Below are 26,567 nucleotides of genomic sequence, written 5' to 3'. Positions count from 1 at the left end.
CCGGGGGTAGACGTCATGCCCGACTGGTTCGCTTGATGGGCCCGGATCGCGGCGGATGTGCCACCCCGCCGGTTTTCGCTGAGCCGTCGAGAAACTCTGAACCGAGGAGTCGTTATCTGTGAGTAAGGTGCTGTTTGTCTACGCCAAGGGCGGGCCGCCGCTGGAATACGCGCTGTCCCGGGTCGCCGCGAAGGCCGAAGTGCATCTGCTCGTGCTCAGTCCCCTTCCGCCCTCCGCACGCGATGTGGTCACCGGGCTGTGTGCCTCGGTGGTCTCCCCCGCGGACACCGCGTCCCAGGACCTGGTGGCGCTGATCACGGCTCAGGCACAGGCCGTCGGCGCCGACGCGGTGTTCACCCCGTCCGAGTACGCCGTGGTGGCGGTGGCCGACGCCTGCGAACGGCTCGGCCTCGCCGGGGCCGGTGCGCACTGTGTGCTGGCCCGCGACAAGCGGATGATGCGCCGCACCTGGGACGCGCACGGGGTGTCCCAGCCGCGGTTCCGCTCCGTGGCCACCGAGCGCGATCTGCACGAGGCCGCGGCCGAGATCCCGTACCCGATGCTGATGAAGGCCGCCTGGAGCGCCGGGTCCACCGCCCACCAGATCCTGCGCGGCCCGGAGGACATCGCGCCCGCCTGGGCACGGGCCCGGGAGGTGATGGAGGAGTCCGCCCGCCAGGGCTACGCCGAGCTGCATGTGGCCGGGGCCGACGCGGACTTCCTGGTCGAGGAGATCGTGACGGGCACGGCCGGGGACTGGTTCGAGGAGCCCGGCTGGGGCGACTACGTCAGCGTCGAGGGTGTTGTGGCCGACGGCGTCTACCACCCGGTGTGCCTGAGCGGACGGATGCCCACCATCGAGCCGTTCACCGAGCGCGCCGGGATCACCCCCGCCCTGCTGCCCGAGGACGCCCAGCGGAAGGTGGTGGAGCTGGCGGCGGCCGCCGTGGACGCGCTCGGTCTGCGCACCTGCGGCACCCACACCGAGATCAAGCTGGGCGCCGACGGGCGGATGTGGGTCATCGAGACCGCCGCCCGGTTCGGCGGCGCGATGACCGTGCCGCAGATCGAGGACGTCTTCGGAGTGGACGTCATCGGCATGCTCATCGACCGGCTGCTCGGCCGCGAGGTCGACTGGCCCGATCCTGGGCCGGGTTCGGTGCTGGGCGCCGCGGACGCCAAGGGCGCGGCCGGATCGCTGGTGGTGCTGGCCGTGGACGGCTCCGGCACCGCGTGGCCGGACCGGCGGCTGTGGGACTTCGCCGCCGTCCAGCGGTCCGGGCTGATCTCCACCGGGGCGCGGCTGACGGAGGTGGCCGAGCACTCGCTGCCGGACGGCACACCGGTGCCGGTCTACGACCCGGCGGCGGGCGCGAACACCATGGCGGCGCTGTGCCTGCTGGTCGCCGACGATCCGGTCACGGTGATACGTGACTTCGAGCGGCTCAACGACGCCCTGCCCACCGTCCTGCCGCCCGCCACCGCCACCGGGAGGCCCTGATGACCGGCATCAGCGCGTTTCCGGGCCCGGCCACCGCGCCCGGCGCCGATGCCACCGTGGTCGGCGAGAACCTGTCGCTGCCGCTGTTCCGGACGCTGTCCGGAGTGCTGGCCGGACATCCGTATCTGAAGGTGGTGGTGGACCGCGTCGAGCACACCTGGCATCTGCTGGACACCGCCGTCCACCCGTTCCACGTCAACTATGTGGCCACCCGCATCCTCGGCATGGACCTGGACGAACTCGACGCACGGCTGGACGCGTTCAACGCCTCGGTGTACACCGACCCCGGCCGCCGGTTCCTGCTCGGTGTGCTGTCGCTGCACGCCGACGAGGACACCGAAGGCCGGCGGCCGTTCCTGGTGCTGGAGACCACCGAGGCCGACACCATGGACGGTCCGCTGCTCCAGGAGTTCTACGATTTCGTCCGGGAGCGGGTGGACGGGCGGCTGCCACTGCTGCTGAAACCCGCCAATCACGCCCAGGAGGCCGCGCTGGCTCCGGTCAGCGACGTACGGCTGCCGCGCATCCTCAGCCACGAGCTGTTCGTCAGCCGCCCCCGCACCCCGCTGAACACCGGTGATGCCATCGGCCGACTGCGCTGGTTCGCCTCGCTGGAGGAGTACCGCGAACACGCCGCGGGTCTCGGCTGGTCGGACATCGTGGCCATGGACTGTCTGCCGGACGACATACCGCGGGTGGCCGGATTCATCAACGCCGCCCCCATCACCCCGCTGTCCCACACCAATGTGCTGGCCTCCGGCTGGGGCATCCCCAACGCCATCGTGCGCGACCTGCCCCGGCTGGTGGAGGCGGAGGGGCTGAACGGGGCATGGATCTGCTACCGGGTCAGGGACGACGAAGTGAGCGTGGTCCGGCTGCACGAGGTCCCGGACCTCGACGAGCCCGCGTGGCATCAGCAGCGGATCCGGCTGGAGCCGCCACTGCTGGAGGACATCCCCGTCCTGGAGCTTCGCCGGCTGCGCCGCGAGGACCACGACCGCTACGGCACCAAGGCCGCCAACCTCGGTGAACTCCACCATGTGCTGGACAGCCGCACCGCCGATCTCATCGCCTTCTACGGCCGGTCCCGGCCGCCCCGGAAGGATCTGTACGGCCACCTCGCCTCCCGGCTGACCGCGTCCGCCGACGCCGAGGCGCTGCGCCAGGCGGCCTCGGAGTTCGTGGCGGCCACCGTCACCGCGCCCGACGGCGTGGCGCTGCCGTTCGCCCTCCAGCACCGTTTCCTGATCTCCTCGCCCGCTCTGCAACAGGGCATCGGCAAGCTGAAGATGGCGCTGGAGCTGGGCGCCACCGATGTGCTGGACCCGCTGTGTCTGAGCCTTCAGCAGCTGGTGCGCGGCACCCCGGTGCCGGACGAGGTGGCGGCGCGGATCATCGGCCCGTTCGCGGACAGCGGATGCCGCAGGCGGCTGGTGGTGCGGTCCTCCTCCAACGCCGAGGATCTGCCCGGGTTCTCCGCCGCCGGGGTCTACGACTCCATCACCACGGTGCACGGCACGGACGAACTCCTGGACGCCGTACGGCAGGTGTGGGCCTCGCTGCTGTCACCGCGCAGTGTCCGGCTCCGCCACGAGGCGGGCATCTCCCTGGACGACACCTACATGGGCGTCATCGTCCAGGAGTACACCCCGGCCGAGCTCGGCGGGGTGCTGGTCACCTGCAACCCGACCCGGCGCGAGGACTTCCGCAACGTCTACATCAACTGCACGCCCGGCTCCCCCGAGAGCGTCGTGGACGGTACGGCGCTGCCGCTCCAGTACCTGTACAACACCGTGGAGGGCGGGGGCCGCACCGTGGACCTCGGCTCCTCCGGTGCGGACCTGCCGTCGTCGGCCCGGGCGCGGCTGGCGGATCTCGCACTCACCGGGCGGCTGCTCCAGTCGCATTTCGCGGACGATCCGGACGATCCGCTGGACATCGAGTGGCTGATGACCGAAGAGGGCGGTTTCCGGCTGGTCCAGCTCCGCCCGTACGCGCTGTGAGGGGCCGTAGGCCGTTCCTCCGCCGGCCCCCGGCGGAGGGGCGGGCCCCGCTCACCGCCGGGGCCCGCCGGGTCATCGCCCTCAACAACGGTTTCCAGCTGCTGTTCAACCTGCTGTGGTGGATGCCGGTCTTCTACGCCTACCAGCGGGAGGCCGGGCTCTCGGACGCGCAGATCTTCGGTATCCAGTCCATCTACTACATCGCGTTCTGCCTGTTCGAGATCCCGACCGGGCTGGTGGCCGACCGGATCGGCGCCCGCAACTGTCTGCGCGCGGGCGCCGTGGTGATGACGGCGGCGAACCTCGCCCCCGTCCTGTCCCCCGACTACACCGGCTTCCTGGTCCACTTCCTCGCCATCGCCGCGGGCCGCTCCCTGACCTCGGGGGCGGCCAGCGCCTACCTCTACGACGCCCTGCACGCGGAGGGCGCGGACGACCACTATCTGCGCGCCGAGGGCACCGCGCGGGCGCTCGGGCTGGCCGCGAAGGTCATGTGCTGGCCGCTGGTGGGACCGCTGATGGCACTGTCCCGGCCCACGCCGTACGTCCTCAGCGCGGCCAGCGCAGCGGCGTCACTGGCGTGTGCCATGGCCCTGCCCCGGCTGGCCGGCGGGGAGACGGGCGAACGCCGGTCGGGGGTGTGGAAGGAGGCCGGGCACGCGCTGCGCCAGCTGCGCGGCTCCCCGTGGCTGGTCCTGGTGATGGTGCAGGGCGTGGCGGTCTTCACGCTCTCCCGGATCTGCCAGGTGAACCTGTTTCAGCCGATCCTGATCGACCAGGGCATCCCCGAGCCCTCGCACGGCGGTGTGCTGGCGGCCGTGACGGTGGCCGAGGCCGTGGGCGCGGCCCGGCCGCAGTGGCTGGGCCGCACGCTGAAACCGTTGACGATGGTGTCCGGCTTGAGCCTGGCGATGGCGGTGTCCCTGGCCGGGATCACCCTGGGCGGGCCGATGGCGACGGTCGCGCTGCTCTGTCTGTTCTCGGCGGTCACCGGCTTCGCGTACCCGATCCAGCGCAAGCTGGTGAACGACGCGGTGCCGCCGGGCGCTCCGCGCGCCACCCTGCTGTCGGTGGAGAGCATCATCGACCGCGCGGTCTGCGCCCTGGTGGCGGTGGCCGCGGGCGCGTATCTGTCGGCGGGCCGGATGGACGCCCTGCTGTGGCACAGCGCCGCCGTGACCGCCGCGGTGATGCTCGTGGTGCATCTGGCGGTGCTGATCGGGCGGCCGCGGCGCCCCCACGCGCCGTCGGCCGCCCGCGAGGAGCGTCAGGAGGCGGTCGGCCACGCGCCACCGAGGTGACACCCGACACAGCCCCGCACTACGGCGCGGCCGCCCGGGAGATCCCGGGTGGCCGCGCCGTAGTGCGGCGGTCAACAAAACGCCCGCCCACCTCGCGTTGTGACCACGAAGGACTCAACCCACGGGCAGTCCAGGCCGTCTTCATACGAGAAAGACGAGAGACGGTCGGTAGTCGTCAAATTCAGGTAAAACTCGCCCACATTTGATCACTTTTCATGCCGTTAACGACAGGATCTCACCATCTTTCCGTCAACTCCCCCCGAGGAGATACAGCGTGATATCGGCTTCCCCACAGCGCCGTCGCGTCACCGCGGCCGCGGCGCTAGCCGCAGCATCCGCTCTTGTCGCCACCGGCCTGCAGATCGCCGGACCGGCCTCCGCACAGGCCGCCGCCTCGCCACGGGACAAGGCCATCGCCAACGCCGAGGCCAACGTCCGTAGCCACGCCGAGGAGTTCGGCTTCGGCAGCGGGCAGGACCTCACCGCCAAGGACGTCGTCTTCGACGCCGACGGCACCCAGCACATACGCTTCGACCGCACCTTCCGCGGACTCCCGGTCCTCGGTGGCGACTTGATCGTCCACCAGTCGAAGGACGGCGACTACAGAGACCTCAGCCGGGCCAGAGCACGTACGGTGGCCGTCAAGAAGACCACCCCGGGCGTCTCTCCCCGGCACACCGCCGACCAGGCGCTGAAGAAGGCCAAGGGGGTCAAGGACGCCACCTCCCGCCCCAAGCTGATCGTCTGGGCCGTCGACGGCACCCCGCGCCTGGCCTGGCAGACCACCGTGAAGGGCACCGGCGCGCACGGCGAACCGGTCGGCAAGGTCATCGTCACCGACGCCGCCAACGGCAAGCAGCTCGCGTCCTACGACGCGCAGCACGAGGCCAGGGGCAAGGGCCACTCCGAGTACACCGGCGACATCCGCATCGACACCACCAAGCAGCCGAACGGCACGTACGCGCTCAAGGACCCCAAACGCGGCACCATCACCCGGGACGCCAAGAACGTCGACGCCGACGCGCTGAAGCCGACCTCCGGCAAGCTCCTCACCGACCGCGACAACGAGTGGGGCGACGGCAAGAAGTTCTCCGCCAACCGCGCCACCGCCGGTGTGGACGCCCACGCCAACACCGCCTGGACCTGGAACTACTTCCAGAAGACCTTCGGCCGCAAGGGCATCCGCAACGACGGCAAGGGCGCCACGGTCTTCGTCCACGTCGGTGACAAGTGGGACAACGCCCAGTGGTCCGACGACTGCTTCTGCATGTTCACCGGTGACGGCGACGGCAACCGCGACGCCGAGCAGGTCGACCTGGACACCATGGGCCACGAGATGACCCACGGCGTCACCAGCGCCACCGCCAACCTCGTCTACGAAGGTGAGTCCGGCGCCCTCAACGAGGCCACCAGCGACATCTTCGGCACCGCGGTCGAGTGGTTCGCCAACAACCGCTACGACAAGCCCGACTACCTGTTCAGCGACCAGTCCACCCCGCCGTGGCTGCGCCGCATGGACAAGCCCTCCCTGGACGGCTCGTCCGCCGACTACTGGAAGTCCGGCATCGGCGACATGGACGTGCACAACTCCTCCGGAGTCGGCAACCACTTCTTCTACCTCGCCAGCGAGGGCAGCGGCCGGAAGACCATCAAGGGCGTGAAGTACAACAGCCCCACCTACGACCACTCCACGGTCAAGGGCATCGGCAACAAGAAGGTCGCCAGGATCTGGTACCGGGCGCTGACCGTCTACATGACCTCGACCACCGACTACAAGGGCGCCCGCAAGGCCACCCTGAAGGCGGCGGGCGACCTGTACGGCAAGCGCAGCACCGAGTACAAGACGGTCACCGCCGCGTGGAAGGCCGTCAACGTCCGCTGACCTGACCCGTCGAACGGCCTGACCGTGGTCCCCGGCACCCCGCCCCCGGCGGGGCGCCGGGGATCATCTCGTTCCCCCCTGGCCTCCTGGACTGCGCCGGCCTGTCGGCTTCCCGTCACGGACGGCGAACCGACGGATCGATCGACATCGGTCTGACAGGAGGTGGGCAGCCCCGTCGTGCTGTGACCCTCAGTGAAGCGTCACTCGTCGAGAACCCCCAGCCGGTGTGCGATGGCCGCGGCCTCCCCCCGGCCTGAAGCGCCCAGCTTGGCCAGGATGTTGGAGACATGCACGCTCGCCGTCTTCGGCGAGATGAACAGCTCCTCGGCGATCTGCCGGTTGCTCCGCCCGGCGGCGACCAGTCGCAGCACGTCCCGCTCCCGGACGGTCAGCCCCAGCGCCGCCGCCGGCGCCGGGGGCGGGGCCGCCTCCCCGTCGGCCTGCCGCAACGGGATCCGGGCGCGGCCGGCGAGCGTGGTGATCTCCGTCTCGAGCGGCGCCGCGCCCAGCTCGCGTGCTGCCGCATCGGCCTGCCGCAGCAGCTCACCGGCCGCGGTGCGGGACCCGTTGCCGCCCTGGATGATCAGGGCCTCCGCGAGCCGCAACCGGGCGGTGGCCAGCAGGGCCGGGGCCTCCAACTGTTCGGTGGCGGCGACGGCCTCCATCCAGCGGGCGGTGGCGTCCCGGCCCTCGGCGGTGAGCAGCTCGGCCTCGGTCATCAGGGCCTGCGCGGCCCACTGCGGTACGAACTCGGGCTGGCCCTTCATCGCCTTGCGTATCCGCTCCACCGCTGCCCTGCGCCCCGGTTCGGCCACCGCGAGCCCACGGGTCCGCGCCTCCGCCGCCGCGGCCTCGTACAACAGCGGCCAGGCGTAACGTTGGTGGTCGGGCGGGATGGCCTCGCCGACCGCCGTGTCCAGCAGGGAGCGGGCGTCGAGGATCCGCCCGTCGGCGGACGCCAGCGCGATGGCGATCCGGGCCATGGCCAGCGTGTGCTGCGGCTCCGGGTAGGGACCGGTGGTGCTGCCGTCGGACTCCTCCATCCGGCACCGGGCCTCACCGTACGCGCCCCGGACCAAGGCGAGTTCGGCCCTCCGCTCGGCGATCAGCGCGCGGATACGCACGCTCACCCCGCGGCGGCCGAGAGCCCGCTCGACCACGTCGTCGGCATCGGCCCACCGGCCGAGCTGGATGAGGGATTCGGCGAGGTTGGCGTCGATGAACGAGGCCGTGTCCGGCAGCCCGTGCCGATCGGCAAGGCCGCTGCCCCGCTCAGCGATCTCGACGGCCTCGCCGTAGCGGCCGAGGCCGTGCAGGGCTGTGGACAGGCCGCCGTAGCCACGCAGCAGGACGTTGGCGTTGCCCGGTTCCAGATCCCGGGCGCACACGGCGCGAGCCTGCTCGAGCCCGGCCTCGACGTCGCCCGAGTGGATGGTGAGCCAGGCCAGGGTGAGCCGCGCGGTAAGGCCGGTGATCTCCGCGCCCGTCACCCGGCAGAGCTCCACCGCCTGTTCCGCGGTCTCCATCGCCGTCGGCCCCGGCTGGTGCACGGCGTACCAGTACGCCGCATGCGTCAGCACATCGGCGTGTACGACGGACGGCGGCAGGCCCTTCACCAGCTTCTGGGCGTGGGCGATCTCGTCCCAGCCGTCGGAGCGGGCGAGGTCGCGCATGAGCTGGTAGCGCTCGGTCCAGAACCAGGCCGCCCGCAGCGGGTCGTCGTCCTCCAGCTCGCGCAGCGCCCGCTTGCAGATGGCGAGCGCCCGCTCCCGCTCTCCCGCGAGGCGGGCGGCGACGGTGATCGCGGCGAGCAGGTCCACGAAGTCCCCGGGCATGTCCGGCGAGATGGCCGGACGCAGGCCGTCGTCGACGCCCTGCCGCATCGTCCGGCGGCGCAGCTCCTCGGGGGTGTCGTCCCACAGCTCCAGCGCCCGCTCCAGCAGATGGTGCTGTTCGGCGAACGCGTGCCGGCCGCGGGCGGCAGCCGCCGCGGCGATCACGGCGGGCAGCGCCCTGGCGGGGTCGCGGGCGTCGAACCAGTAGCCGGCCAGCCGACCGGCCCGCTCCTCGGACCGTACGAGCGTGGGGTCGGCCTCCAGCGCCTCGGCATAGCGGCGGCTGAGCCGGGAGCGCTCGCCGGGCAGCAGATCGCCGGCCACGGCCTCGCGCATCAGGGCGTGCCGGAAGCGGAAGGACTCGCTTTCGTCGGAGGGTTGCAGGACGGCGGCGCCGACGGCGGTACGCAGGGTCTCGATCAGCTCGTCCTCGGCGAGCCCCGTGACGGTGGCCAGCAGCCCGAACTCCACCTCGGAGCCGCCCTCGGCGGCGGTCCGCACCACGCGCTGCACCTCGTCCGGCAGTGCCTCGACCCGGACCAGCAGAAGGTCGCGCAGGGAGTCGCTGATGCCGCCCGGGGAGCCGCCGAGGATGCTGCACGCCAGCTCCTCGACGAAGAAGGCGTTGCCCTCGGAGCGTTCGAAGACCCGGTCCAGCACCTGCTCGGGCGGGGCCTCGCCGTGGATGGCGGCGAGCTGGCGGCGGACCTCTGAGCGGTCGAAACGGGGCAGTTCGAGTCGGGTGACGGTGCGCAGCCGCTCGTACTCGGCGAGGGCAGGGCGCAGCGGGTGGTGGCGGTGCAGGTCGTCGGCGCGGTAGGTGGCGACGATGAGCAGGCGGCTGTCGGTGAGGGCGCGCAGCAGATAGCTGAGCAGCTCGCGGGTGGAGCGATCGGCCCAGTGCAGGTCCTCCAGGGCCAGGACGAGGGTCCGGTTCGCGGCGAGGTGCTCGAGGAGGCGGACGGTGAGCTCGAAAAGCCGGGCACGGCCGTCGGTTTCCGGGCGGTCCCGGTCCATCTCGCCGAGCTCGGGCAGGAGCCGGGCGAGCTCGCCCTCCTGGCCGGCGACGGCGGCGTGAAGCTCCGCGCCGAGCTGGCGGCGCAGGGAGCGCAGGGCGGCCGAGACAGGGTGGTACGGCAGGGCGTCGGCGCCGGTTTCGACGCAGCCGCCGAGGGCGACGACGGCCCCGTCGGCGGCGGCCCGGCCGAGGAACTCCCGAAGCAGCCGGGTCTTGCCGACACCGGCCTCGCCGCCCATGAAGAGGGCGCCGGGCTCCCCGGCGTCCGCCCGGGACAGGGCCTCGCCGAGGGCGGTCAGTTCGGCGCCGCGGCCCACGAAGACGGGGCTTGTGTGACTACTGTGCACGGTGCTGAGCATCGCATCTCGTACGTGGTCGGGGACAGCGTTTTCGAGGTCGGCGGGGGACCGGGCCGCTGCGGCCGGGTGCCCGGCCACGCGACGCCCTTGCTCCGTCACGCGGCGCGACGGTACTGCTTGCGGCTGTCGGCGTCGGTACGGGCCGCCTTCGCGGCCCGCTCGGCCTTCGCGGCCCGCTTGGCTCGCTTGGCCTCGCGGACCAGGCGGTGCCGCGCGGCGCGGGAAAGGAATTCGGCGTGGCGGGCGGCCTGGAACTCGTGGTGCAGCATGCGGTCTCCTTGGACGAGCTGGGAGCTGGGTTTCTTGTCGTGCTTCCAACGTCGTCTCTAAGGCGAGGGCGCCGCATCGGGAGACTTCCGCATCTTGCCGCGCGGGGGGTGCCTTAGCTGAGAAGCCGTATCTCAACCGAACGTGACTCTTTGATTCCTGCTGGTCAGGCATGGTCTCGCTCAGGTTGAGGGAGGCATCGCAACGTCTTGTGTCCGCTTCATGGTCGAGGGGTGCGCGGTGGCGTCGGTGCTGGGAATGCTGGAGGAGCGAGAGGCGGCTGCCCGCGTGCGGGTGGAGGGCTTGCGGGAGGAAGTCGCGCGGTTGGCTGAGGTGCTGGAGGCCGCGGAGATCGAGCTGGACCGGCGGGTGATCGCGCGGGAGGAACTGCTCGAGGCCCTGGCAGTTGCTGCGGCCGAGTCCGCTGCCGTGACCACGACCGAGGCGGAGGAGGAAGCGGCGCCGTCGCTCGCGCCGGTGCCGGGCTCGACGGTGCCGCCCTGGCGGGAAGGACTGCCGGTGACGGTTCTGGCGCCGGACTATCAGCGGATTCTGGGCGTGCTGGAACAGCAGCGATCCACGGGGCAGGGGCCGCTTCGAGCCAAGGAGATCGCGGTGGAGCTGGGCCTTGATGCGACGCCGGCGAAGGTCGAGGGGCTGCGGTCGAAAGCCCGGCGCCTGGCGGAGCGCGGGTGGCTTCTCCTGGAGGCGTCGGGGGCCTTCAGTGCGGGCCGTCGGCCCGTGGCCGGGCCAGACGGCGGCTCATCCGCGTGACCATCGACCACCGGATCATCGCCTCGCTGGTGGCGGGCAGGGTCTCGTAGTCCCGGGCCAGACAACGGGAGTTCATCAGCCACGCGAACGTGCGCTCTGCCACCCACCGCCTCGGCAGCACCACGAACCCTGTCATGTCGTCGGTGCGCTTGACGATCTCCAAGGTCAGAGCGAGTTTGTCCCGGCACCAGCCGACGAGGCTGCCGGTGTAGCCGCCGTCGGCCCAGACGAGGGTGATGTCGCGGTGCAGGCGGCGCAGCCGCCTCAGCAGGCCCGCCGCGGCGTCGCGGTCGCCGATGTTCGCGGCGGTGACCGCGACGACCAGGAGCAGACCGAGGGTGTCGGTCACGATGTGCCGTTTGCGGCCCGGCACCTTCTTCCGCCGTCGTAGCCGCGTGAGGAAGCCGGCACCGTCGCGGCGGCCCGCACCGACTGCGCGTCGATGACACCGGCCGTGGGCTCGGCCTCGCGGCCCTCGCGTTCACGGAGCTTCCCGCGCAGCCGGTCGTGGAACTCGGCGATCAGTCCGTGCTCGCGCCAGCGGCGGAAGAAAGCGTAAACCCGGCCCCAATCGGGGAAGTCCGCGGGCATCGCCCGCCACGAGATCCCGCCCGCGACCAGATAGCGGACCGCGTCCAGCAGCTGCCGGTGGCAGTAGCCCTCGGGCCGTCCGCCCCGCCCCTGAAGCCAGGCCGGCACCGGCAGCAACGGCCGGATGGCCGCCCACTCCGCGTCCGTCATGTCCGACGGATACCGGCGAACCCGATCGGGATGATCAGCCGCGTTGCCGTACACGTGCGCGAGGCAATCGCACGACACGGCGGGCGAGTTGAAGTCAACGGGCTCGGGCGCGTACAACAACGACAACAGGGCCTCCGGGAACCGCTCGGAATGGGGTCGCACCCCCGAGCTACCAGGAGGCCCTGCCTTCATGCGCGTACCGCCGGAAGATCACCCGCCCAGGAACTCCGTTCGATCCACACGTTCCAAGATCGGTTGAGATACGGCTTCTAAGTCCTACACACCGACCGGGCTGGCCAACCACATCTTCAGGGCCGTCACTGGACGAAAACCCGACGGCATCCAGGGCACAACCTGGTGGGACGTCGACCCCGACCACATCCCGGACAATGTCGACCCCGACGAGTGGGCGTCACTGGCGGGGACCGACATTGCGGCCCTCGCCGAGCAGCTCCGCGGAGCCACACTCGACACCCGGAAGGACTGGACGAGCCTGCACGCCCTGCTGGCAGCCATCCCTTCCGGACGCTGGACCACGTACGGCGATGTGGCAACCCACATCGGCAGCCACGCCGTCCCTGTCGGCACCCACCTCGCCACATGCGGACACTGCCCCAGCCCGTGGCGAATCCTCACCTCAGCGGGAAAGGTCAGCACAGGCTTCCGCTGGACCGACCCGACACGCACAGACACCCCGGCGGACATCCTGGCCTCCGAGGGCGTCCACTTCAGCGGGGATATCGCCGCCCCGGACGCGCGCCTGCAACTGGAGGAACTCAAGCATCTCCTCGCATAAGGACACGCCAGTAGCGGTGAAGACCTTGCTGCTGCGATCCAACCGCGTGACTTCACGTTTAGGGACAAGCGATCCACACTCCGCGTACAACGCGGCATCCAGACCCGTTGCGGAGTTGGCACTCAGCGTTGCCCGGGCCTTTGCTCAACCGGCCAGCCTGCGACTAGCTCACCACGCAGACGTCGGGCGTGCATGGGGTGGCGCCAAAACTCCGCCCCATGGTGTCACCTGCGTATGCGCCTACGGGGGCCTGTTCTTGACGCGCCGTGACCTATGGTCGTGATCTATGGTGGAGGAGGGGCTCCGGGGGAAGCACCGCTCCGGAGAAGGTGGTCAAAGCATGCGGTGCGGTTTCGTGACCGGGGGGCGGGCGCATGAAGTTCGACGCGGGCAGAATCGGATCGGCCACGCCACTGAGGGCAGCCTGTATTCCTTGTGGTGAGCCGGCCGTCGGCCACAACAGTCTGGCTCAGCTGACAGCAGGCAGGAAGCACAGCGTCATCGGCTGCCGCACCCCTTGGCACGGACCGTCCGACAGCCACGAGGCCGCGTCATGACGAAGGACGTCATCGCTCTGACCAAGCAGTTACCGGACCCGCGGACCATCGCGGCCGCTCTCCTGTCGGGTGGACCTGACCTGCGCTTGCAGACCCTCGGCGAGGGAGCTGTGGTGCAACTGACCGATGACGACGGGCATCCGCTGGTCTCCATCGAGTCCCCGATGCTGCTTGCCGTGCCGCACGAAGCGCAGCGTCTTCTCGGTGTGCGGGCGGATCAGTTGGGCGAGTCGGTGTGGTGGACGGAGGTCCGTGCGACGGTCGCCACGGACCAGGCGCAACGCCTTGCCTCGGTAGTGGCCGGGCGCCTGGTCGCCATGCTGGGCGGCACGCTGTGGCCGCCGGAGGCCGCAGAGGAGGGGATCGGCGTCGTGGACACCCACGGCGTGCAGGCTCCTTCCCCTCCGCACCCTGAGCAACCGGCGGTGGATGTCCTGACCGACACCGCAGCGGTCCTTTTTCAGGACCGTCCGGTTCTCGCGTTGTCCTCCTGGCTGGTGAATGCGCTGCTCTCCGCTGCGGCGGAGGACCGCCAGGTGCAGATCGTCACCCCGCCCCATACGCTGCTGACGCTCCCCGCCCGCCTCGCACTGGCCGAAGTTCAGGGTCGCTGGGTGGTGCGGGAGGAGACCGGGGACTACTACGACGGTCTGACCGGAGCGGTACTGCGCTGGCAGGGCGACTCCTTCGCTCCCCTCACGACCAGCTCCCGCGAGACCGGTGGAGCCGGCGCAGCGGCGGCTTACACCCCCGTGCCCAACCCGGACGAGCGTCAGCTGCTGCTGTCCATCCGCACCTGTCACCGGGCCGATGAACACCTGGTGCTCGGCGGACCGCTGGAGGCCGCCTGGCGGCACCTGACCGGTGCCACTCCGGCCGCCTGGGGCACGGCCGAGCCGGCTGGCCTGCCCTGGTCCCGACGCAATCTCACCGACTTCGCGCGGGAACGCGCCCCCCGGCCCACTCGGCTGGTGGTCGTCGGCGCGCCGGACCGTCCGGCCATCGCCGCCCTGCACGCCCTGCGTACCGCGGACGGCGTGGAAGAGGACATCACCCTCGGGATCGGCTACGGCAAGGACGAGGAACCACCTTTCGACGCACTCGCCGGCCTCGCCGACGACCTGGCTTCCCACCACCATCTCCGTTCGGCCCTGTTCCATGTGCGGACCGGGCGGCGGGACGTGAACGCTCCGGCGAGTTTCGAGACACCGCCTATCCCGCTCGCCCTGGCGCTCGGCCCGGAGGAAACCCACAGGGCCGGTGCCCGAAGTGACAAGGTGCCGGTTCCCCAGCCGCCGCGGCCCATCGGAGCGCGACGCAGACCAGGCCGGTACTTCTGCCTGGGAGAGGTCGACTCCCCGGCCAACTGGGCAACGTTGCATTCACTCCTGGGGCACCTGCGCAGCCAGGACGCATAGCGCAAAGGACCTTTCACAGCAGACATCAGTGGCATAAGGCGGAACGCGTTCGACTCGGCGTGCTCCGGAGAGGAGTCGGGGCGGATCATGACGAAATGGAACATCGACGCGGCGGGCGTGGGCCGCGTCGTCGGGGAAGCCGGACGCACCGCCGGGCATTTCAAGGACGAGCTCAAGTCCATCAGCTCTCATCTGGAGAGCGCGATGAAAGCGGCCGGGACGTTGGACTTTGGAGGCGAGAGCGAGACGCCTGAGGTCGGCCTGGTGGGCGTGACCCTGGGGCAGTACGCCTCGGCCCAGCAGTCGGACCTCGCCTTCATCGTGGCCCGCGCGGACAAGTCGCTGCAGGGCGCCGTGGACGCCACGGAGGAATACAACAAGGGGGATTTGGACATGGCGGCCAACGCGCAGGATGAGGCACTCAAAGCGCCCTACATCGATCTCGACAGCCCGGGGAAGAAGGGCGCCAAATGATCGACCCCCATGCCATCCCCCAGTTCAAGGGCGACTTGGAGCAGCTGGAGAAGGATGCTTCCGCGCTGAAGAAGCAGGCGGGAAAGTTCCGCACCACCGGCGCCGACGTCCACTCCAAGTTCCAGAGTTTGTCCGGTGTCTACCACGCCCCCGAGGCCCAGCAGCTCTTCGACACCACCACGCCCGTGCGCGACATGTCCGACGTCATCGCCGACGACCTGGAGAAGATCGCGGCAGCGCTGTCGGACTACGCCGATGAAGTCCGCCCCATCAAAAGCAAGTTGCGGCGGCTCAAGCACCGGGCCGCAGCCTTCGTCGAGAAGGTCAAGGACGACGAGCACTGGAAGGACGACGAGAAGAAGATAGCCGAGCACTCCGGCCTGCTGCACGACGTGAATGTCGCGGTGGCGGCCTTCCAGGCGGCCGAACGCCGCGCGGCCAACAAGATCGGCGAGCGCTTCTTCGGCTCCACCCACTACACCGTCGACGACGGCTCCGGTAAACGGGGTATGTACGGGTACCGGGCCGGTGATCTGGACAAGGTGAAGGACCTGCCTTGGGGTACCCCGGAGAAGGAAACCCACCGCGTCTGGGAGCTTGACTACTGGGGTGCAAGCGCGGCCAAGGGATTCGGCATCGACGGTTTCGGCGGCGACCTCGACGGACTCGCCACCCTCGTCGGCTGGCACGGAGGCGACAAAGCCTCCCAGGCCTGGAGCGCGCTGGGGGACACCTTCAGCGGCCTCGGCCAGTACACGACCTGGCCGTATGACTGGGCGATGTCCAAGACCATCGGCGGGGGCAACGGCGACAACGAACAGAAGAAGGCATTCCGCGAGGCCCTCAAGGGCTTCGTGGCGTGGGACGAGTGGGACAAGGACCCGGTCCGTGCGGGAGGCCAGGTCCTCTACAACTTAACGCCCTTCGGCATAGCCTCCAAGCTAGGAAAAATGGCCAAGGGCAGCCGCCTGGCAGAGGTCACGAAGGTCACAAAGGTCGCCGATTCCCTCACGGCCGGCACCAGGGCCGCCCGCGCCGCACTCCCGAAAGCCTCCGAGGTGCTGGCGGCCGTCAAACGCCTCCCTCACTGGGGCGATGCACCTCACCTGGACCGCACCGTGGACGCCGCGGACGACCTGGCCCACCCGCGCGACGCGGGCGTACGCCTGCCGGACCGGGACGGCCGGCCTCCGACGGTCCTGGACGACCACGGAAACATCCGCCACGCGGAAAACGGCGAGATCATCCACGACATCAAGGACGCCAGGAAGGAAAGCAACCACCCCCAGCACTCCCTGCCCGAAGACCACCCCGCACACGAGAGAGCACGAGAGCGCGAGAAGGCCACGGTCGGGAGCGGCGCGGACCACCAGCCACCACGCGCCCACGCACACACCGGCGACGGCCCCTCCGCCCACCACGAGACTTCCACCGGGCGGCACGGTGGCGACCCCGGCGCCGACGGGCACGATCGTCCGTCGACCGGCGGGCACGGCGATGGCTCCTCCGGCGGGCACGGTGACGGCCCCTCCGGCGGCCACGGCGATGGGCACAGCACAGGCGGACACCACGGCCCGTCAGCCGACAGCCCTGACGCGCCTGCACACGACGGGGCAGGCGGTGGTGACCACGACGGCCCTGGTACCGAAGGTAGCTCTGGGGACGGACCGGACGGCGGCAGCCACGCTCCCTCCGGCGGAGAGGGTGGAAGCAAGGGAGCACCCAACGACCCCGGTCACACCCTGCCTAAGCGAGACCCCGACCCAAATGCCAAGGCGCAGGGCAATCCAGAGTCCATATCCAAGAAGGCAGACCCTGAGACGCGCCGTGCGCTGAGCCGTCAGAACGAGGCGGCCGACAGGTTGGCTCAGCATGGCTACGACGTCGAGCATGCACCTCAAGTGCCCGGGAGCAGGAACCCCGACTATAAAATCAATGACAAGGTCTTCGACTGCTATTCGCCCAGCAGTGGCAACGCCCGCAACATCGCCAGGGAGATGGAGAAGAAGGTCGAAAAATTGCAAACTGAACGGGTCGTGCTGAACTTGAGGGACAGTTCTGTCGACGTATCCAAGATGTACGCCCAGTTGCACGACTGGCCAACCCCAGGACTCAAAGAGGTAATTGCCATCGATAAAGAAGGCAACGTATTGCACCTCTTTCCCTAGAACTTGCGAGAAGGGTAATCCGCATGTCAATTTCCTATAGTCTCGACATGGCAGCGACGGAGAAAACCGTGTTGCAGGTCGCCTGGCAAATGTGTGACGTAGCCCGGTCTCTCGATCTGTTCGACGCGTCAGTCACCCCCGAACTGCTAGTCGACGAGGGTGCGGTGACCACGACTGGACTGTGGCTTCGCGTGGGTGAAGAGAGATCAGATCCGCGGCACCCTGTGCTCACCGATCTCGGGTTTAGTCCGAACGTATCCGTAATGTTCGAACTCGCCAGATCAAGTGAGCACTCCGACCAGCAGGACGAAATGATCAGACTGGCGTCCCGCCTGCTGGAACGGGTCGCCGGCGATGCGGTGCTGCACTTCCAGTTCGAGGTCATCTGGCTGCTGCGCCGTTCAGGCGAAATGAGTCTGAATGAGCGGGACGACCTGTGGACCCCGCACCGGCTGGCTGCGGTCTCCCGGCCCTATCGACGCACCACGCACGTGTTTTCCGACGAGTGACCACCAACAGGCCCTGCCCAGGCGCTGAGCTCTTATCACCGGTAAGGCACTCCGCTGCGTGCGTGTTCAGGAGACTTCCGCTGGCACCGGTGATCAGCGCCGTTGTGTTGCTGAGCAGCATCGCAGCAACCTACTAACCAGCCCTTCCATCAACTGGGCCCACGCCGTGAGGCACTCGGCCCGTACCTTGCGGATCGCCGGGCAGGCGACCGACTCGACCACGAGCGCCCGGGCCGGGCCGGGGTCGGCGGCCAACAGTCGGCAGCAGGTACGCCTCGCGGCGTTCAGCATCCCGCGGGGTCGTCGCTGGGCTCGGTGACCTCGATGGTCCGGCTGACCTCGGTGAACAGGACCTCGGTGGCGGCCCGGTACGCAGCGACGAAGAAGTCGCCCTTGGTCTTTAGACGTCGTCTCATTTGGAGTGCTGGGTGGTCTGCACCGTGTGGTGATGGTCGAGCGCATGGTGCCGGACGGGTTGTGGGAGCTGTTCCAGCGAGTGCTCCCACCTGCTCCATCGCGGCCGCAGGGCGGGGTCGGCGCCGATACGGGGACCGTGAGGTGCTGGCCGCGATCATCTTCGTGGCAAGCGAGGCGTTCGCCAACGTCGTGCCCCGTCGATCCGAACCAGCTCAGAGGCGTCCCCCACCCCTCCGCTCCTGGGACTTTTCAGGGACTTTCAGTGCTGTCGGAGGGACTTCCAAGGGACTTTCCGCCGTGTAAGACGGCAAGCCCATGAAAGATCGGAAAGGGCCTCCGACGCAGGTCAGAGGCCCTTTCCAGGCCAGAGTCGCAGGTGGCGGCGGACGAGTCGGCCTGTACGCCGGGTTCTGTCGCCCCACCTCTCTGACCTGTGCCAACGGGAGTCGGATCGGGTGTGACCTGCTAGGACAGGTTGCAGAGACGGTCCAAGGCAATCAGAGGAAAGCCCTCTGATTCGACCCGGGATCGACCCGCCGACCGCTGCGATGGGGACGCCAGCCTCCGACCGGAGCCAGACATACGAAAGCCTCCAGGACGGCCATCCTGGAGGCTTCGCTGGCACCGATGGGAAGTCGGTTCCGGACGCCGCCCTCGGTCTTGGCGGGCCCACAGGGTGATCGTCCATGTCCTTACGGGACGGCCCCAGAGTGCCACAGCGCGACTCCAAACCGCACCCTCACAGCGAATCCGCCGCAGTGAGACCCCCCTCGCGGAGGACACGTTCAGAGGCAGTCACAACCCATCAGTCCACCCGCCTGGGGCTGCACGGACTGCCGAAGGCTGCGGCCGACCTCATCCTGCACGGCAACCTCACGGGCCGATACGCCACTGGCGCCTACAGCAAACTGGACAAGAGCGGCCGGTCAGTTGCCCTCCGTGCGGACCGCCATGGCGCGGCGGAGCACGGACACCGCATCACCTCCGCCATCGCGTGCTACATCGCCCGCTCCGGCGGGACCTTGAGCCGGCTCACCGAGCTGCTGATGCACCCCGACCATGAGGGCGGCCGCCATCTTCGGACGATAGCGGCCCGCTCCGGCCTCGCCGGCGCGCATGGCACCCTCGCCCGCATCTGGGCCAGTGCCTCCGAAAAGGTGGCGACCACGCGGACGATCGAGTCCCGCCACCATGCCCATGAGGATCTTGCCGCACAGCGGGACCGCATGGAGACCACGCCATGGCCCGGCGAGCGGCGCCGAACGGCCCTTCGCACGCTCCGTGCGCACCTGACGTTCGCTGAACGGGCCGGAGGCCGCCAGCACACCGCGAGCTTATGAAACCATCTTGAAGCCGGAAGGCTGGCTCACCCGGATCCGGACCGGACACGGTTCGGAGGGGTCCACCTGGTACCTGAGCGAAGGCCCCCGCCTCTCCCCCGAAAAACGCACCGCCTCCCTGTCTCAGGGATGGACCACTCCTCAAGTCTCCGATTGGGGGGGGCGCTGAGTGGTCTGCAGGTGAGACGCCCCCGCCAAGTAACACCCCAGACGTGGACTCCGTCGTCATCGGGGACCTGATGGCACACGACGCCTTCGCCCGGCACGGGCTGGGCGGTGCCACCCTCATGGTGATCGGAGCCCTGCACTCCCGCCCTGATCAGACCGCGTCCCAGCTGGCCGCGTCGTCGTCCGTGTCCCGTACCGCCGCCTACCGGACGCTGAGGCGCCTGGCGGAAGCCGGGCTGGTCCGGAAGACGGCCGAGACATGGGCCCTGACGCCGCGCGCTCTGGAAGGCGTGGGACAGCAGGCCGACGACCACGCATTTCCCTCCTCCGAGGCCACCCCCGCACAGGGCTGGGACGACATCGCGCAGCGCTACGGCACTGCCGGCATCGGAGCGCGCCGAAAGGCTCTCCACTCCGCCGAACCTGCGGCGTACCGCGACGCCCTGGAACGCCGTGCTGAGCGCCGAGCCCCAGCCATCGTGGTCGTTCAGGGCGGCCGCACGGTCCCGGCTCCCACCGAGCGCGCCGACGAGGTCACGCCCCAGCGACGTACGCAATGGCTCGTGTCCGACGGCCGCCTTCATGACCCGGATACGGGCCTGACTGTCCCCGAATGGCATGTCGCTACCGACGGGCGCCTCATCTTCCGTACCGCCAACGACGAGCGCTCCTACGACGAGTTGGTCCGCGCGCATATCGATGCTGTCCACGAATGGGAGTCCGCCGCATGAACCTGGGCAACGCCCCTCCTGCTCGCGGCCCGAACACGACGCCACGCGCGAGCTGCGTACCCGATACGAGGCAGGAGCAACGGTCAAAGGCACGTCGAGAAGCCGGGGGCGCTGATCTCAAGGCTCGCTGCGTGCTCGTCACCGGCCCCACAGCTCCGGCCCGCCACAAGATCTGCGACGGCGATACCGACCACCGCAAGGGCCCGCCACGCCGCGAGGGCCGCCTTCCAGACCACACCCCTCTCATCTGACTCCAACCCCCGCCGACCACGAGAGAGACGACGAAGACACTCATGGACACCACCATTACCCAATGGGTCACCAGCGACATCGTGACGGCGGTCGTGGCCGCCTTCGTCGCTCTGCTCCTGGTGGTCTTCGCCGCGCTCTTCCTGCGCAGGCGCCATCGGCCTCCCGCCGCCTCCAGCAGCACGTCCCCCGACTGCAACCAGACGCCAGGCGAGAACGAGGAGGAGTCGGTGCGGCGGGCCCGCGTCGTACGTGCCCGCCGCACCGCGGACCGGCTCACGTACGCCATCGCCACCATGGCCAGCGGGGCCAGCCTGGTCGGCATGTGGCCCGTCACCCAGACCGCCGTAGCTTCCGCAGGCGTCCCCGAATGCGTGGCCGTCCCGGTCACCCTGCTGACGCTGGGATTCATCGAGGGCGCCATCGTCGCCTGCGGCATCCGAGCCCGCGCCAACATCCTCGACGGGGGCACCGGCGGGGCCGACGCCACGCTGATGTGGACCGCAGTCGCCGCCTCATCCCTCGTCTCCGCCCTTGAGGCGGCCGTCGGCGCCCCGGCCGGTCAGAGCGGCTGGCAAACTCTCGTCGTCGTCTTCATCCGGCTCCTGGCCCCTGCCTTCGCCGGTCTCCTGTGGGAGCGCGGGCTCGCGCCCGAGCGGCGCGCCCACACCGACAACAGTGACCGGCGACTTGGTGCCACCGCCGTGCACGTCGCCCGCGCACGCACCCGCAGCTCCCGCCCGCTGGCCTGGCTGGCGAAGACCCGAGCTCGGCGGGCCCTGGTCGCAGCCGCCCGGCACGGCGCGTTCAACCACGACGGACGCCCGCTCAGCCTCGCCGAGCACATTGGCCTGTACTCCGCGGTGCCGGCCCTCATGGAGCAGGAGCCGCGGGTACCGCACCACCTCTTCGACCACGCAAGTCGCGATCCCGACTCCGGCGTTCACGGCGACGAACGCGCCGCCGACAGGACCGTGAACGGTGATGGCGGGGCGGACGAGACGACCTTTCACGCACGGCGAGACGAGACCGTGAACCGCAGCTCGGCGGGGCGTTCCCAACCCCCGATGAACAGCGGGAACGACCAAGCCGTGAACGGTGGAGACAGTGATGCAACGGGCCCCGTGAACGGTGACGGCAAATCGACAATCCCGCAGATCACGCCGTTCAGGGTCCCGGTGAACGCGGCAGCGGGCATGGCCGTGAACGGTGGCCGCATCGAGGCTGTGAATGGGACCCAGGGCTCCACGAACGACACGGACGTCAAACCTAGAAACGACACCGCGCACGGCTCGAACGCTCCCGTGCACGAAGGGCGCGACCAGTACATGAACGGCCGCCGCAAAGACCATGAAAGGCCCTCCGCGAACAGTGTCGGGGAGCCTCGTCGGACGGCCGTTCACGCCGGAGTCCCAGACACCGCAGCCCGCCGACAACGCACCGACGCCGCGCGGGCATGGCACGCGGCGAAGAAAGCCGATCCGACCCTGAGCCAACGCGCCTTCGCCAAAAGCATCAGTCGCTCACCCGGATGGCTGTCCAAGGCGATCAACGAGGTCACTGACAATTGATGATGAGGGCAACTCGCGACCTCGGTGCCAGCCATCAACCCCAGCCACCGCCACGCCACCGGCCCAACATCCGGGCGTTCAACGTTGGTCGGGGCATCACCGCCATCGAGCTGTCCGACACCGTCTCCCCTGGTCCCGGCCGCCTCAGCCGGGTTCTACGCACTGCACGCCATTCCATATGCAGCGCCGTTGATTCCGGCCCCGTCGAAGGCAAGCCCTGGATCGGGTGCTACGCCAGGGGCCCTGCGGTCACCATCCACTCATCGAGGACCACGACGGAGTCCGGCGGATCCTGCGCACATGGGCAGTCGACCGGGGTCATCACCGAACCCGATGCCCCCGCTGTAGTCCGCCCACCAGCGCCGCAGTCGGTGACCGCCCGGCCGGTGAACCGGCACTCGCTCGACGCGATCACCTGCACACCGGCCGATGAAGATCTGTGGGTAGACCTACAGCCCTGTGCAGGCAGCGGACGAGAGGAGGGGGCGTCATGGTGCAGCCCGCAGGGGAACTTGCCGGGTGAGGCACAGGAGAACCCCCGTAAGGACAAGGACCGCAGTGATGAGCGGGGCGACCAGGGAGTCGGCAGGATAAAGAATCCAGGCCCACGGGGCGGGGCGACCGTCGCTCGACCAGCCGGCTGCGGCGCACAACAGTGGCACAAAGGCCACGGTGACGGCTGCTATCCGGTGGCCGAGCATGGGGAACAGCAGCAGCGCCAAGCCGATGTATCCGGCGATGTTGCGCCCCAGAACGAGCGCGATGTTGTCAGCGCCGAGGGCATAGCAAATGGCGGCCATCACTGCCGCAGTGGCGGCCACGGCGGCGCCGAGGACGGCGTCCCACGCCCGTACGGGGCGGCAGGCAACGTATTCGGTGCGCAGGTCACCGCGCCCCATGCCGTGGAGCAGCATCACTGCTGGCAGCAGGGTGATCAGGTGGCCGACGAGGAAGTGTCCGGACTGGCCGGTGAGTACGGGGAGGGGTAGCTCGGTTTTGCCCATGAGCAGCCCCAGCGCGTTGGTTACGACAACGGTCGCTGATAGCGAGGCAACGGCGCGAGCCTTGAACCACCAGATCATGCTGTGCTCCCGTTGATGCCCAGCTCGGGCCGTACGTTGCAGGATTGCATGGCACGGGCGTTGCGCTCGTACCAGGAAAGCTGGGCCTTTCGGGACTGTTTGATGACATGCTGGGCGAGAGTGAGTTCTGACGGTGTGACTCGCTCTGTGAGAGTCCGGGGTGAGGCTCCAGCAGTGAGGGAGAGCCACGCTCCGATGGGACCGTAAGCCACTTCAGCTGGGTAGGGCTCGCCTTTCTCCGCGCAGGTGGGTGACTGCGGAATCAGGCCGGCCGCCACGCCGATGCGGACGTCATTGGCGCTTGTGTCGGCGTCGATCGCGAGCTTGGCCTCGTCGCGTTGAGGTTGGTCGGCCATGGTCAACGTGGCGGGCACCGTGACCCCCGCCTCTTGAAGCCTGTCGGCGGCGTTGCGTCCCTCGGTGCGGATCATGGCAGCTTGGTGGTTCATCTCGGGCCACAGACATATCCGTGGCCGACCGTGATCGCAGATCAGTGCGCTGGCCGGGCGGGGGGTGACCGGATCGGCTCCCATCCCGTGTGCGGTGATGGCGCCGAGGGCGAATCCCCCGGTGGCCAGCACGGATGCGATGAGGAGAGCGGGGATGGTCTTGCCATGGTGGATGAGTACCGCAGCGGCCAGGCAGACAGCCGCGCCGAACGTGATGGCGCTCTGCACGGCCGACATATCCAGATTCTGATCAAGCGAGCAGCAGTCGTTCAGCCCACCACCAACCAAATGCCGGATCCACAAGATGCTCCAGGAGGCCGGATACGCATTGGCCAAGAAGCTGGTGATCAAGGTGGCGGGGACTGCGACGACAGGGGCCCAAAGTCGACCTAGGAGATAGCCGACCAGGGTGTTGGCCGCGAGCAGTACGGCTTCGACTGCCAGGATTCCGAAGTTCGGCGTGCCGATGCCGACGCCTGCTGCGGTGGCGGAGACCACGAGAGCCGTCGCCATGCCGATCAGACCCATCGCCCACACGGGCAACAGAAGAGGGAAAGTTATGGCAAGTGGGGAACGGACAGTGCTCTGGTCGAAGATGCGCGCCCGCCTGACCCGGCTTCCCTCCCAAGCCGCAGCGCCGGCGCAGGCGGGGCCGACGAAGGTCAGGGCGAGGCTGGCGCTGCCGCTGACAGAGAGCCAGTAATGGGGAGTGACCCACTCGGAGAGATTGTCGCGCAGGGCGATGACGATGAAGCCAATAAGGAAGGGCAGCAGCCGGGTGCCCGACGAGAATCGGAGAACGGTACGTAGCAACACCGGTCAGATCTCCTCGCCCACGAGTCGAGCGTAGGCCGCTTCCGCGCGTTCGCGTGGCCCCTGATCGTTGTCAGTAGTGGCATGGAACTCGGCGGTGGTGCCATGGAAGCGGACGGTGCCGTGGTCCAGGACGACGACGTTCTGGTAGAGGTCGGCGAGATCTTCGGTCTGGTGGGTGGAGACGACGAAGTGGACGTCGTCGGCAAGCTGCTCGAGCAGGGACCGGAAGACTTTGCGCTGAGTGAGGTCGAGGCCAGCGGTCGGCTCGTCCATGAGGATGATTTCGCTGCGATGCGTAAGAGCTCCGGCGATGCCCATACGGCGCAGTTGGCCGCCGGAGACCTGGTGGCTCCGGCGATCGGCGAGTTTACTCAGCCCCACACGGGCGAGAGTGGCCGCGGAAGCACTCCACGCGTCAGTGCGATTCATGCCTTTGAGCCAGCCGGCGTAGGCGACCTGCTCGCGCACGGTCAGGCCCGGGACAGGCGTGATCTGCTGCGGTAGCCAGGCCACTGCCTTGCGGTACGCCTTCAGGTCTCTGCGGTCGGCGGGATTGCGATCTCCCCAGGCAACCGTTCCGTGAAGGGGCTTGAGCTGTGAGGCGGCCAGCCCCATCAGCGTTGACTTGCCCGCTCCGTTCGGGCCCAGCAGTACGGTCGCCGGGTTATCGATGCGCAGGTCAAAGCCATCGAGCACGGTCGTCTTCCGGTTGTACCGGAAGCTGACGTCGCAGAATTCCAAGGCCATGGAGTCGCACATTCCGCCGCCTGCGCCATCCCAGGCAGCTGTCGTAGAGAGAAACGATGCAGGCTGGCACTCCGGTACCGTGCCATGCCCGTACCGGAGTGCCAGCGAAAACGCGCCTTACAGGCCGCGGGTCTTAGTACTTGATGACGACCTTCCTGGCGCTCATCGTGCCGCCAGTGGTGAAGCCGAACAGCTCGAAGTAGTACTTACCGGAGGACTGGTCACCCCAGGCGGATCGACCGCAGTGATTTTTGCGAGTTCCCTTGTCGGTGTCGGGAAGGAAGTCGCGGTTCTTCCACAGCTTGAGGTTGGCCTTCGTGAACCCCTCGGCGCCATCAGTGGAGCAGCCGCTGAGGGCCACCGAGGTGCTGACCCCGTCCCTGTTGTTGTCGTTCCAACGCGAGGACTCATGACCCTGGCGCCAAGCGGTGAAGTAGGTGGTGCGGCTGCCCTCGGCGTGGGCCGGGATGGCGCCGACGAATCCCAGCAGCAGGGTTCCTGCGAGGAGACCGACCACTTTGCGATGTGTGTGCATACTCCGGGACCTCCATGTGCTGTGCATGACACAAGGACATGCGGGCATGACGGAGGAAGCGCAGTCGCCTTCCCCCCGTTGCAGCGCTGTCGTGCTCGCGATCGCCAAGCGAACATATCTTCACATCGGCAGGGCCCAAGCGGTCATCACGCCAATAATGGCCAAAAACGTTCGAGTGTCGCACTCAATCTCAGGATGTTCGACTTGCACCAATCAGTCCGCTTGGCGATGAAGGCCGGAGAGCGGATCCTTCGAAGCCCCGCGTCAGGGCCTATACCTGCAAGCATCCCGCCATGGGCATTCAAAAAGTGACTACTGTTCATCCAGCACTCTCGGGCGGAATGGCTAAAAACAGAAAGTGGCAGCACCGTTACCCTTTGCATCTTCAACGACACCGACCGGCTCTGGCTCACCCGCCAGCCCTGAACCATGGGCAGGTCAGCCCAATTCGCTGGCCGGGTGTCCCGCGGAAGATCCTCGGCGTGGACGTCGAGCGGGTCATCGTCAAAGCGCTGGAGGAGAAGCCGAAGAACGCGACCCACCGGTCGACCAGGTCGATGGCGGCCGCCACGGGATGTCGCAGTCGGAGATCTCGCGGATCTGGCGTGCGTTCGTGCTGGTGCCTCACCGGTCACGGACGTTCAAGCTGTCCACGGACCGGCTGTTCATCGACAGGGTCCGCGACGTCGTGGGCCTCTAACTCGATCCGTTGGAGAAGGCACTCATTCTCTGCGTGGACAAGAAGTCGCAGACCCAGGCCCTCGACCGGTCCCAGCCCATGCTGCCGGTGGTGCCCGGAGTTCCCGAGCGCCGCAGTCACGACTACGTCCGCCCCGGACCCCGCGTCAGCTGACCGGCG

21 protein-coding genes and 2 pseudogenes are annotated in these 26,567 nt (G+C 68.9%); 14 read left to right on the top strand and 9 right to left on the bottom strand.

Annotated features, from left to right (window positions below; genetic code table 11):
* Positions 1-118: 118 nt before the first annotated feature.
* From HUT19_RS29060 to HUT19_RS29045, 4 genes are all read left to right on the top strand, one after another.
* Positions 119-1,501, top strand: coding sequence for an acetyl-CoA carboxylase biotin carboxylase subunit family protein (locus HUT19_RS29060; RefSeq protein ID WP_176183274.1), 1,383 nt, complete (start codon positions 119-121; stop codon positions 1,499-1,501).
* Positions 1,501-3,504, top strand: coding sequence for a PEP/pyruvate-binding domain-containing protein (locus tag HUT19_RS29055; protein ID WP_176183273.1), 2,004 nt, complete (start codon positions 1,501-1,503; stop codon positions 3,502-3,504). Before HUT19_RS29060 ends, HUT19_RS29055 begins: the two co-directional genes overlap by 1 nt.
* Positions 3,501-4,805, top strand: coding sequence for an MFS transporter (locus tag HUT19_RS29050; RefSeq protein WP_176183272.1), 1,305 nt, complete (start codon positions 3,501-3,503; stop codon positions 4,803-4,805). Before HUT19_RS29055 ends, HUT19_RS29050 begins: the two co-directional genes overlap by 4 nt.
* Before the next feature lie 274 nt (positions 4,806-5,079).
* Positions 5,080-6,687 carry a M4 family metallopeptidase gene (locus HUT19_RS29045; RefSeq protein ID WP_254885851.1) on the top strand — a complete coding sequence of 536 codons (1,608 nt, stop codon included), beginning with the start codon at positions 5,080-5,082 and terminating at the stop codon, positions 6,685-6,687.
* Between the two features lie 200 nt (positions 6,688-6,887).
* Here the strand turns inward: HUT19_RS29045 and HUT19_RS29040 are convergent, their stop codons facing one another.
* Together HUT19_RS29040 and HUT19_RS29035 are read right to left on the bottom strand one after the other, a co-directional pair.
* Positions 6,888-9,887 carry an AAA family ATPase gene (locus tag HUT19_RS29040; RefSeq protein WP_368661716.1) on the bottom strand — a complete coding sequence of 1,000 codons (3,000 nt, stop codon included), beginning with the start codon at positions 9,885-9,887 and terminating at the stop codon, positions 6,888-6,890.
* 107 nt (positions 9,888-9,994) lie between these two features.
* On the bottom strand, positions 9,995-10,168 hold the full coding sequence (locus HUT19_RS29035; RefSeq protein WP_176183271.1) for a hypothetical protein: 174 nt from the start codon (positions 10,166-10,168) through the stop codon (positions 9,995-9,997).
* Between the two features lie 220 nt (positions 10,169-10,388).
* Between HUT19_RS29035 and HUT19_RS29030 the strand changes: the two genes are divergently transcribed.
* Positions 10,389-10,940, top strand: a complete 552-nt coding sequence (locus HUT19_RS29030) for a hypothetical protein (RefSeq protein ID WP_176183270.1) — start codon at positions 10,389-10,391, stop codon at positions 10,938-10,940.
* Here HUT19_RS29030 and HUT19_RS29025 read toward each other — a convergent pair.
* A protein-coding gene (locus tag HUT19_RS29025) for an IS5 family transposase (protein WP_254885850.1) occupies positions 10,888-11,681 on the bottom strand; the annotation gives its coding sequence in 2 pieces (ribosomal slippage) (positions 10,888-11,321 and positions 11,321-11,681; 795 coding nt in all). The genes HUT19_RS29030 and HUT19_RS29025 overlap by 53 nt on opposite strands.
* 292 nt (positions 11,682-11,973) lie before the next feature.
* Here HUT19_RS29025 and HUT19_RS44365 point away from each other — a divergent pair.
* The 5 genes from HUT19_RS44365 to HUT19_RS29000 all read left to right on the top strand — a co-directional run bounded on the left by HUT19_RS44365 (position 11,974) and on the right by HUT19_RS29000 (position 17,603).
* Positions 11,974-12,477, top strand: a complete 504-nt coding sequence (locus tag HUT19_RS44365; RefSeq protein WP_176187437.1) for an MGMT family protein — start codon at positions 11,974-11,976, stop codon at positions 12,475-12,477.
* A 553-nt stretch (positions 12,478-13,030) separates the two neighbouring features.
* Positions 13,031-14,452: a DUF6177 family protein gene (locus HUT19_RS29015; protein ID WP_254885848.1), complete on the top strand. Its 1,422-nt coding sequence runs from the start codon at positions 13,031-13,033 to the stop codon at positions 14,450-14,452.
* 87 nt (positions 14,453-14,539) lie between these two features.
* Positions 14,540-14,926, top strand: coding sequence for a DUF6507 family protein (locus tag HUT19_RS29010; RefSeq protein WP_176183269.1), 387 nt, complete (start codon positions 14,540-14,542; stop codon positions 14,924-14,926).
* Positions 14,923-17,094: a hypothetical protein gene (locus HUT19_RS29005; protein ID WP_176183268.1), complete on the top strand. Its 2,172-nt coding sequence runs from the start codon at positions 14,923-14,925 to the stop codon at positions 17,092-17,094. Before HUT19_RS29010 ends, HUT19_RS29005 begins: the two co-directional genes overlap by 4 nt.
* 23 nt (positions 17,095-17,117) lie before the next feature.
* Positions 17,118-17,603, top strand: coding sequence for a SitI3 family protein (locus HUT19_RS29000; protein ID WP_303332217.1), 486 nt, complete (start codon positions 17,118-17,120; stop codon positions 17,601-17,603).
* Between the two features lie 284 nt (positions 17,604-17,887).
* Here HUT19_RS29000 and HUT19_RS44050 read toward each other — a convergent pair whose 3' ends face one another.
* A complete protein-coding gene (locus HUT19_RS44050; RefSeq protein ID WP_303332216.1) occupies positions 17,888-18,019 on the bottom strand; it encodes a hypothetical protein in 132 nt (43 codons plus the stop codon).
* A 32-nt stretch (positions 18,020-18,051) separates the two neighbouring features.
* On the opposite strand from HUT19_RS44050, the pseudogene HUT19_RS28995 reads away from it, so the two are divergent.
* Positions 18,052-18,191: pseudogene (locus HUT19_RS28995) on the top strand (IS5/IS1182 family transposase); the annotation flags it as partial.
* A gap of 755 nt (positions 18,192-18,946) precedes the next feature.
* Here the strand turns inward: HUT19_RS28995 and HUT19_RS43325 are convergent.
* Positions 18,947-19,345: a hypothetical protein gene (locus tag HUT19_RS43325; protein ID WP_254885847.1), complete on the bottom strand. Its 399-nt coding sequence runs from the start codon at positions 19,343-19,345 to the stop codon at positions 18,947-18,949.
* 227 nt (positions 19,346-19,572) lie between these two features.
* Here HUT19_RS43325 and HUT19_RS43320 point away from each other — a divergent pair, with 227 nt between their 5' ends.
* Together HUT19_RS43320 and HUT19_RS28985 are read left to right on the top strand one after the other, a co-directional pair.
* Positions 19,573-20,259: a MarR family transcriptional regulator gene (locus tag HUT19_RS43320; protein WP_254885846.1), complete on the top strand. Its 687-nt coding sequence runs from the start codon at positions 19,573-19,575 to the stop codon at positions 20,257-20,259.
* Between the two features lie 293 nt (positions 20,260-20,552).
* The gene (locus HUT19_RS28985; RefSeq protein ID WP_176183266.1) at positions 20,553-22,079 is read left to right on the top strand and encodes a hypothetical protein; all 1,527 of its coding nucleotides are present in this window, start codon (positions 20,553-20,555) and stop codon (positions 22,077-22,079) included.
* Between the two features lie 488 nt (positions 22,080-22,567).
* On the opposite strand, the gene HUT19_RS28980 is transcribed toward HUT19_RS28985, so the two are convergent.
* From HUT19_RS28980 to HUT19_RS28965, 4 genes are all read right to left on the bottom strand, one after another.
* On the bottom strand, positions 22,568-23,161 hold the full coding sequence (locus HUT19_RS28980) for a hypothetical protein (protein WP_176183265.1): 594 nt from the start codon (positions 23,159-23,161) through the stop codon (positions 22,568-22,570).
* Positions 23,158-24,426: a hypothetical protein gene (locus HUT19_RS28975; RefSeq protein WP_176183264.1), complete on the bottom strand. Its 1,269-nt coding sequence runs from the start codon at positions 24,424-24,426 to the stop codon at positions 23,158-23,160. Before HUT19_RS28975 ends, HUT19_RS28980 begins: the two co-directional genes overlap by 4 nt.
* A gap of 3 nt (positions 24,427-24,429) precedes the next feature.
* On the bottom strand, positions 24,430-25,173 hold the full coding sequence (locus tag HUT19_RS28970) for an ATP-binding cassette domain-containing protein (RefSeq protein WP_176183263.1): 744 nt from the start codon (positions 25,171-25,173) through the stop codon (positions 24,430-24,432).
* 133 nt (positions 25,174-25,306) lie between these two features.
* Positions 25,307-25,708, bottom strand: a complete 402-nt coding sequence (locus HUT19_RS28965; protein ID WP_176183262.1) for a hypothetical protein — start codon at positions 25,706-25,708, stop codon at positions 25,307-25,309.
* A gap of 524 nt (positions 25,709-26,232) precedes the next feature.
* Here HUT19_RS28965 and HUT19_RS28960 point away from each other — a divergent pair.
* A pseudogene (locus tag HUT19_RS28960) lies at positions 26,233-26,546 on the top strand (IS630 family transposase); the annotation flags it as partial.
* Between the last annotated feature and the right edge of the window lie 21 nt (positions 26,547-26,567).

The sequence above is a fragment of the Streptomyces sp. NA02950 genome (assembly GCF_013364155.1).
In the GTDB taxonomy this organism is placed as follows: Bacteria; Actinomycetota; Actinomycetes; order Streptomycetales; family Streptomycetaceae; genus Streptomyces.
This window is presented reverse-complemented; position numbering and strand designations above follow the sequence as displayed.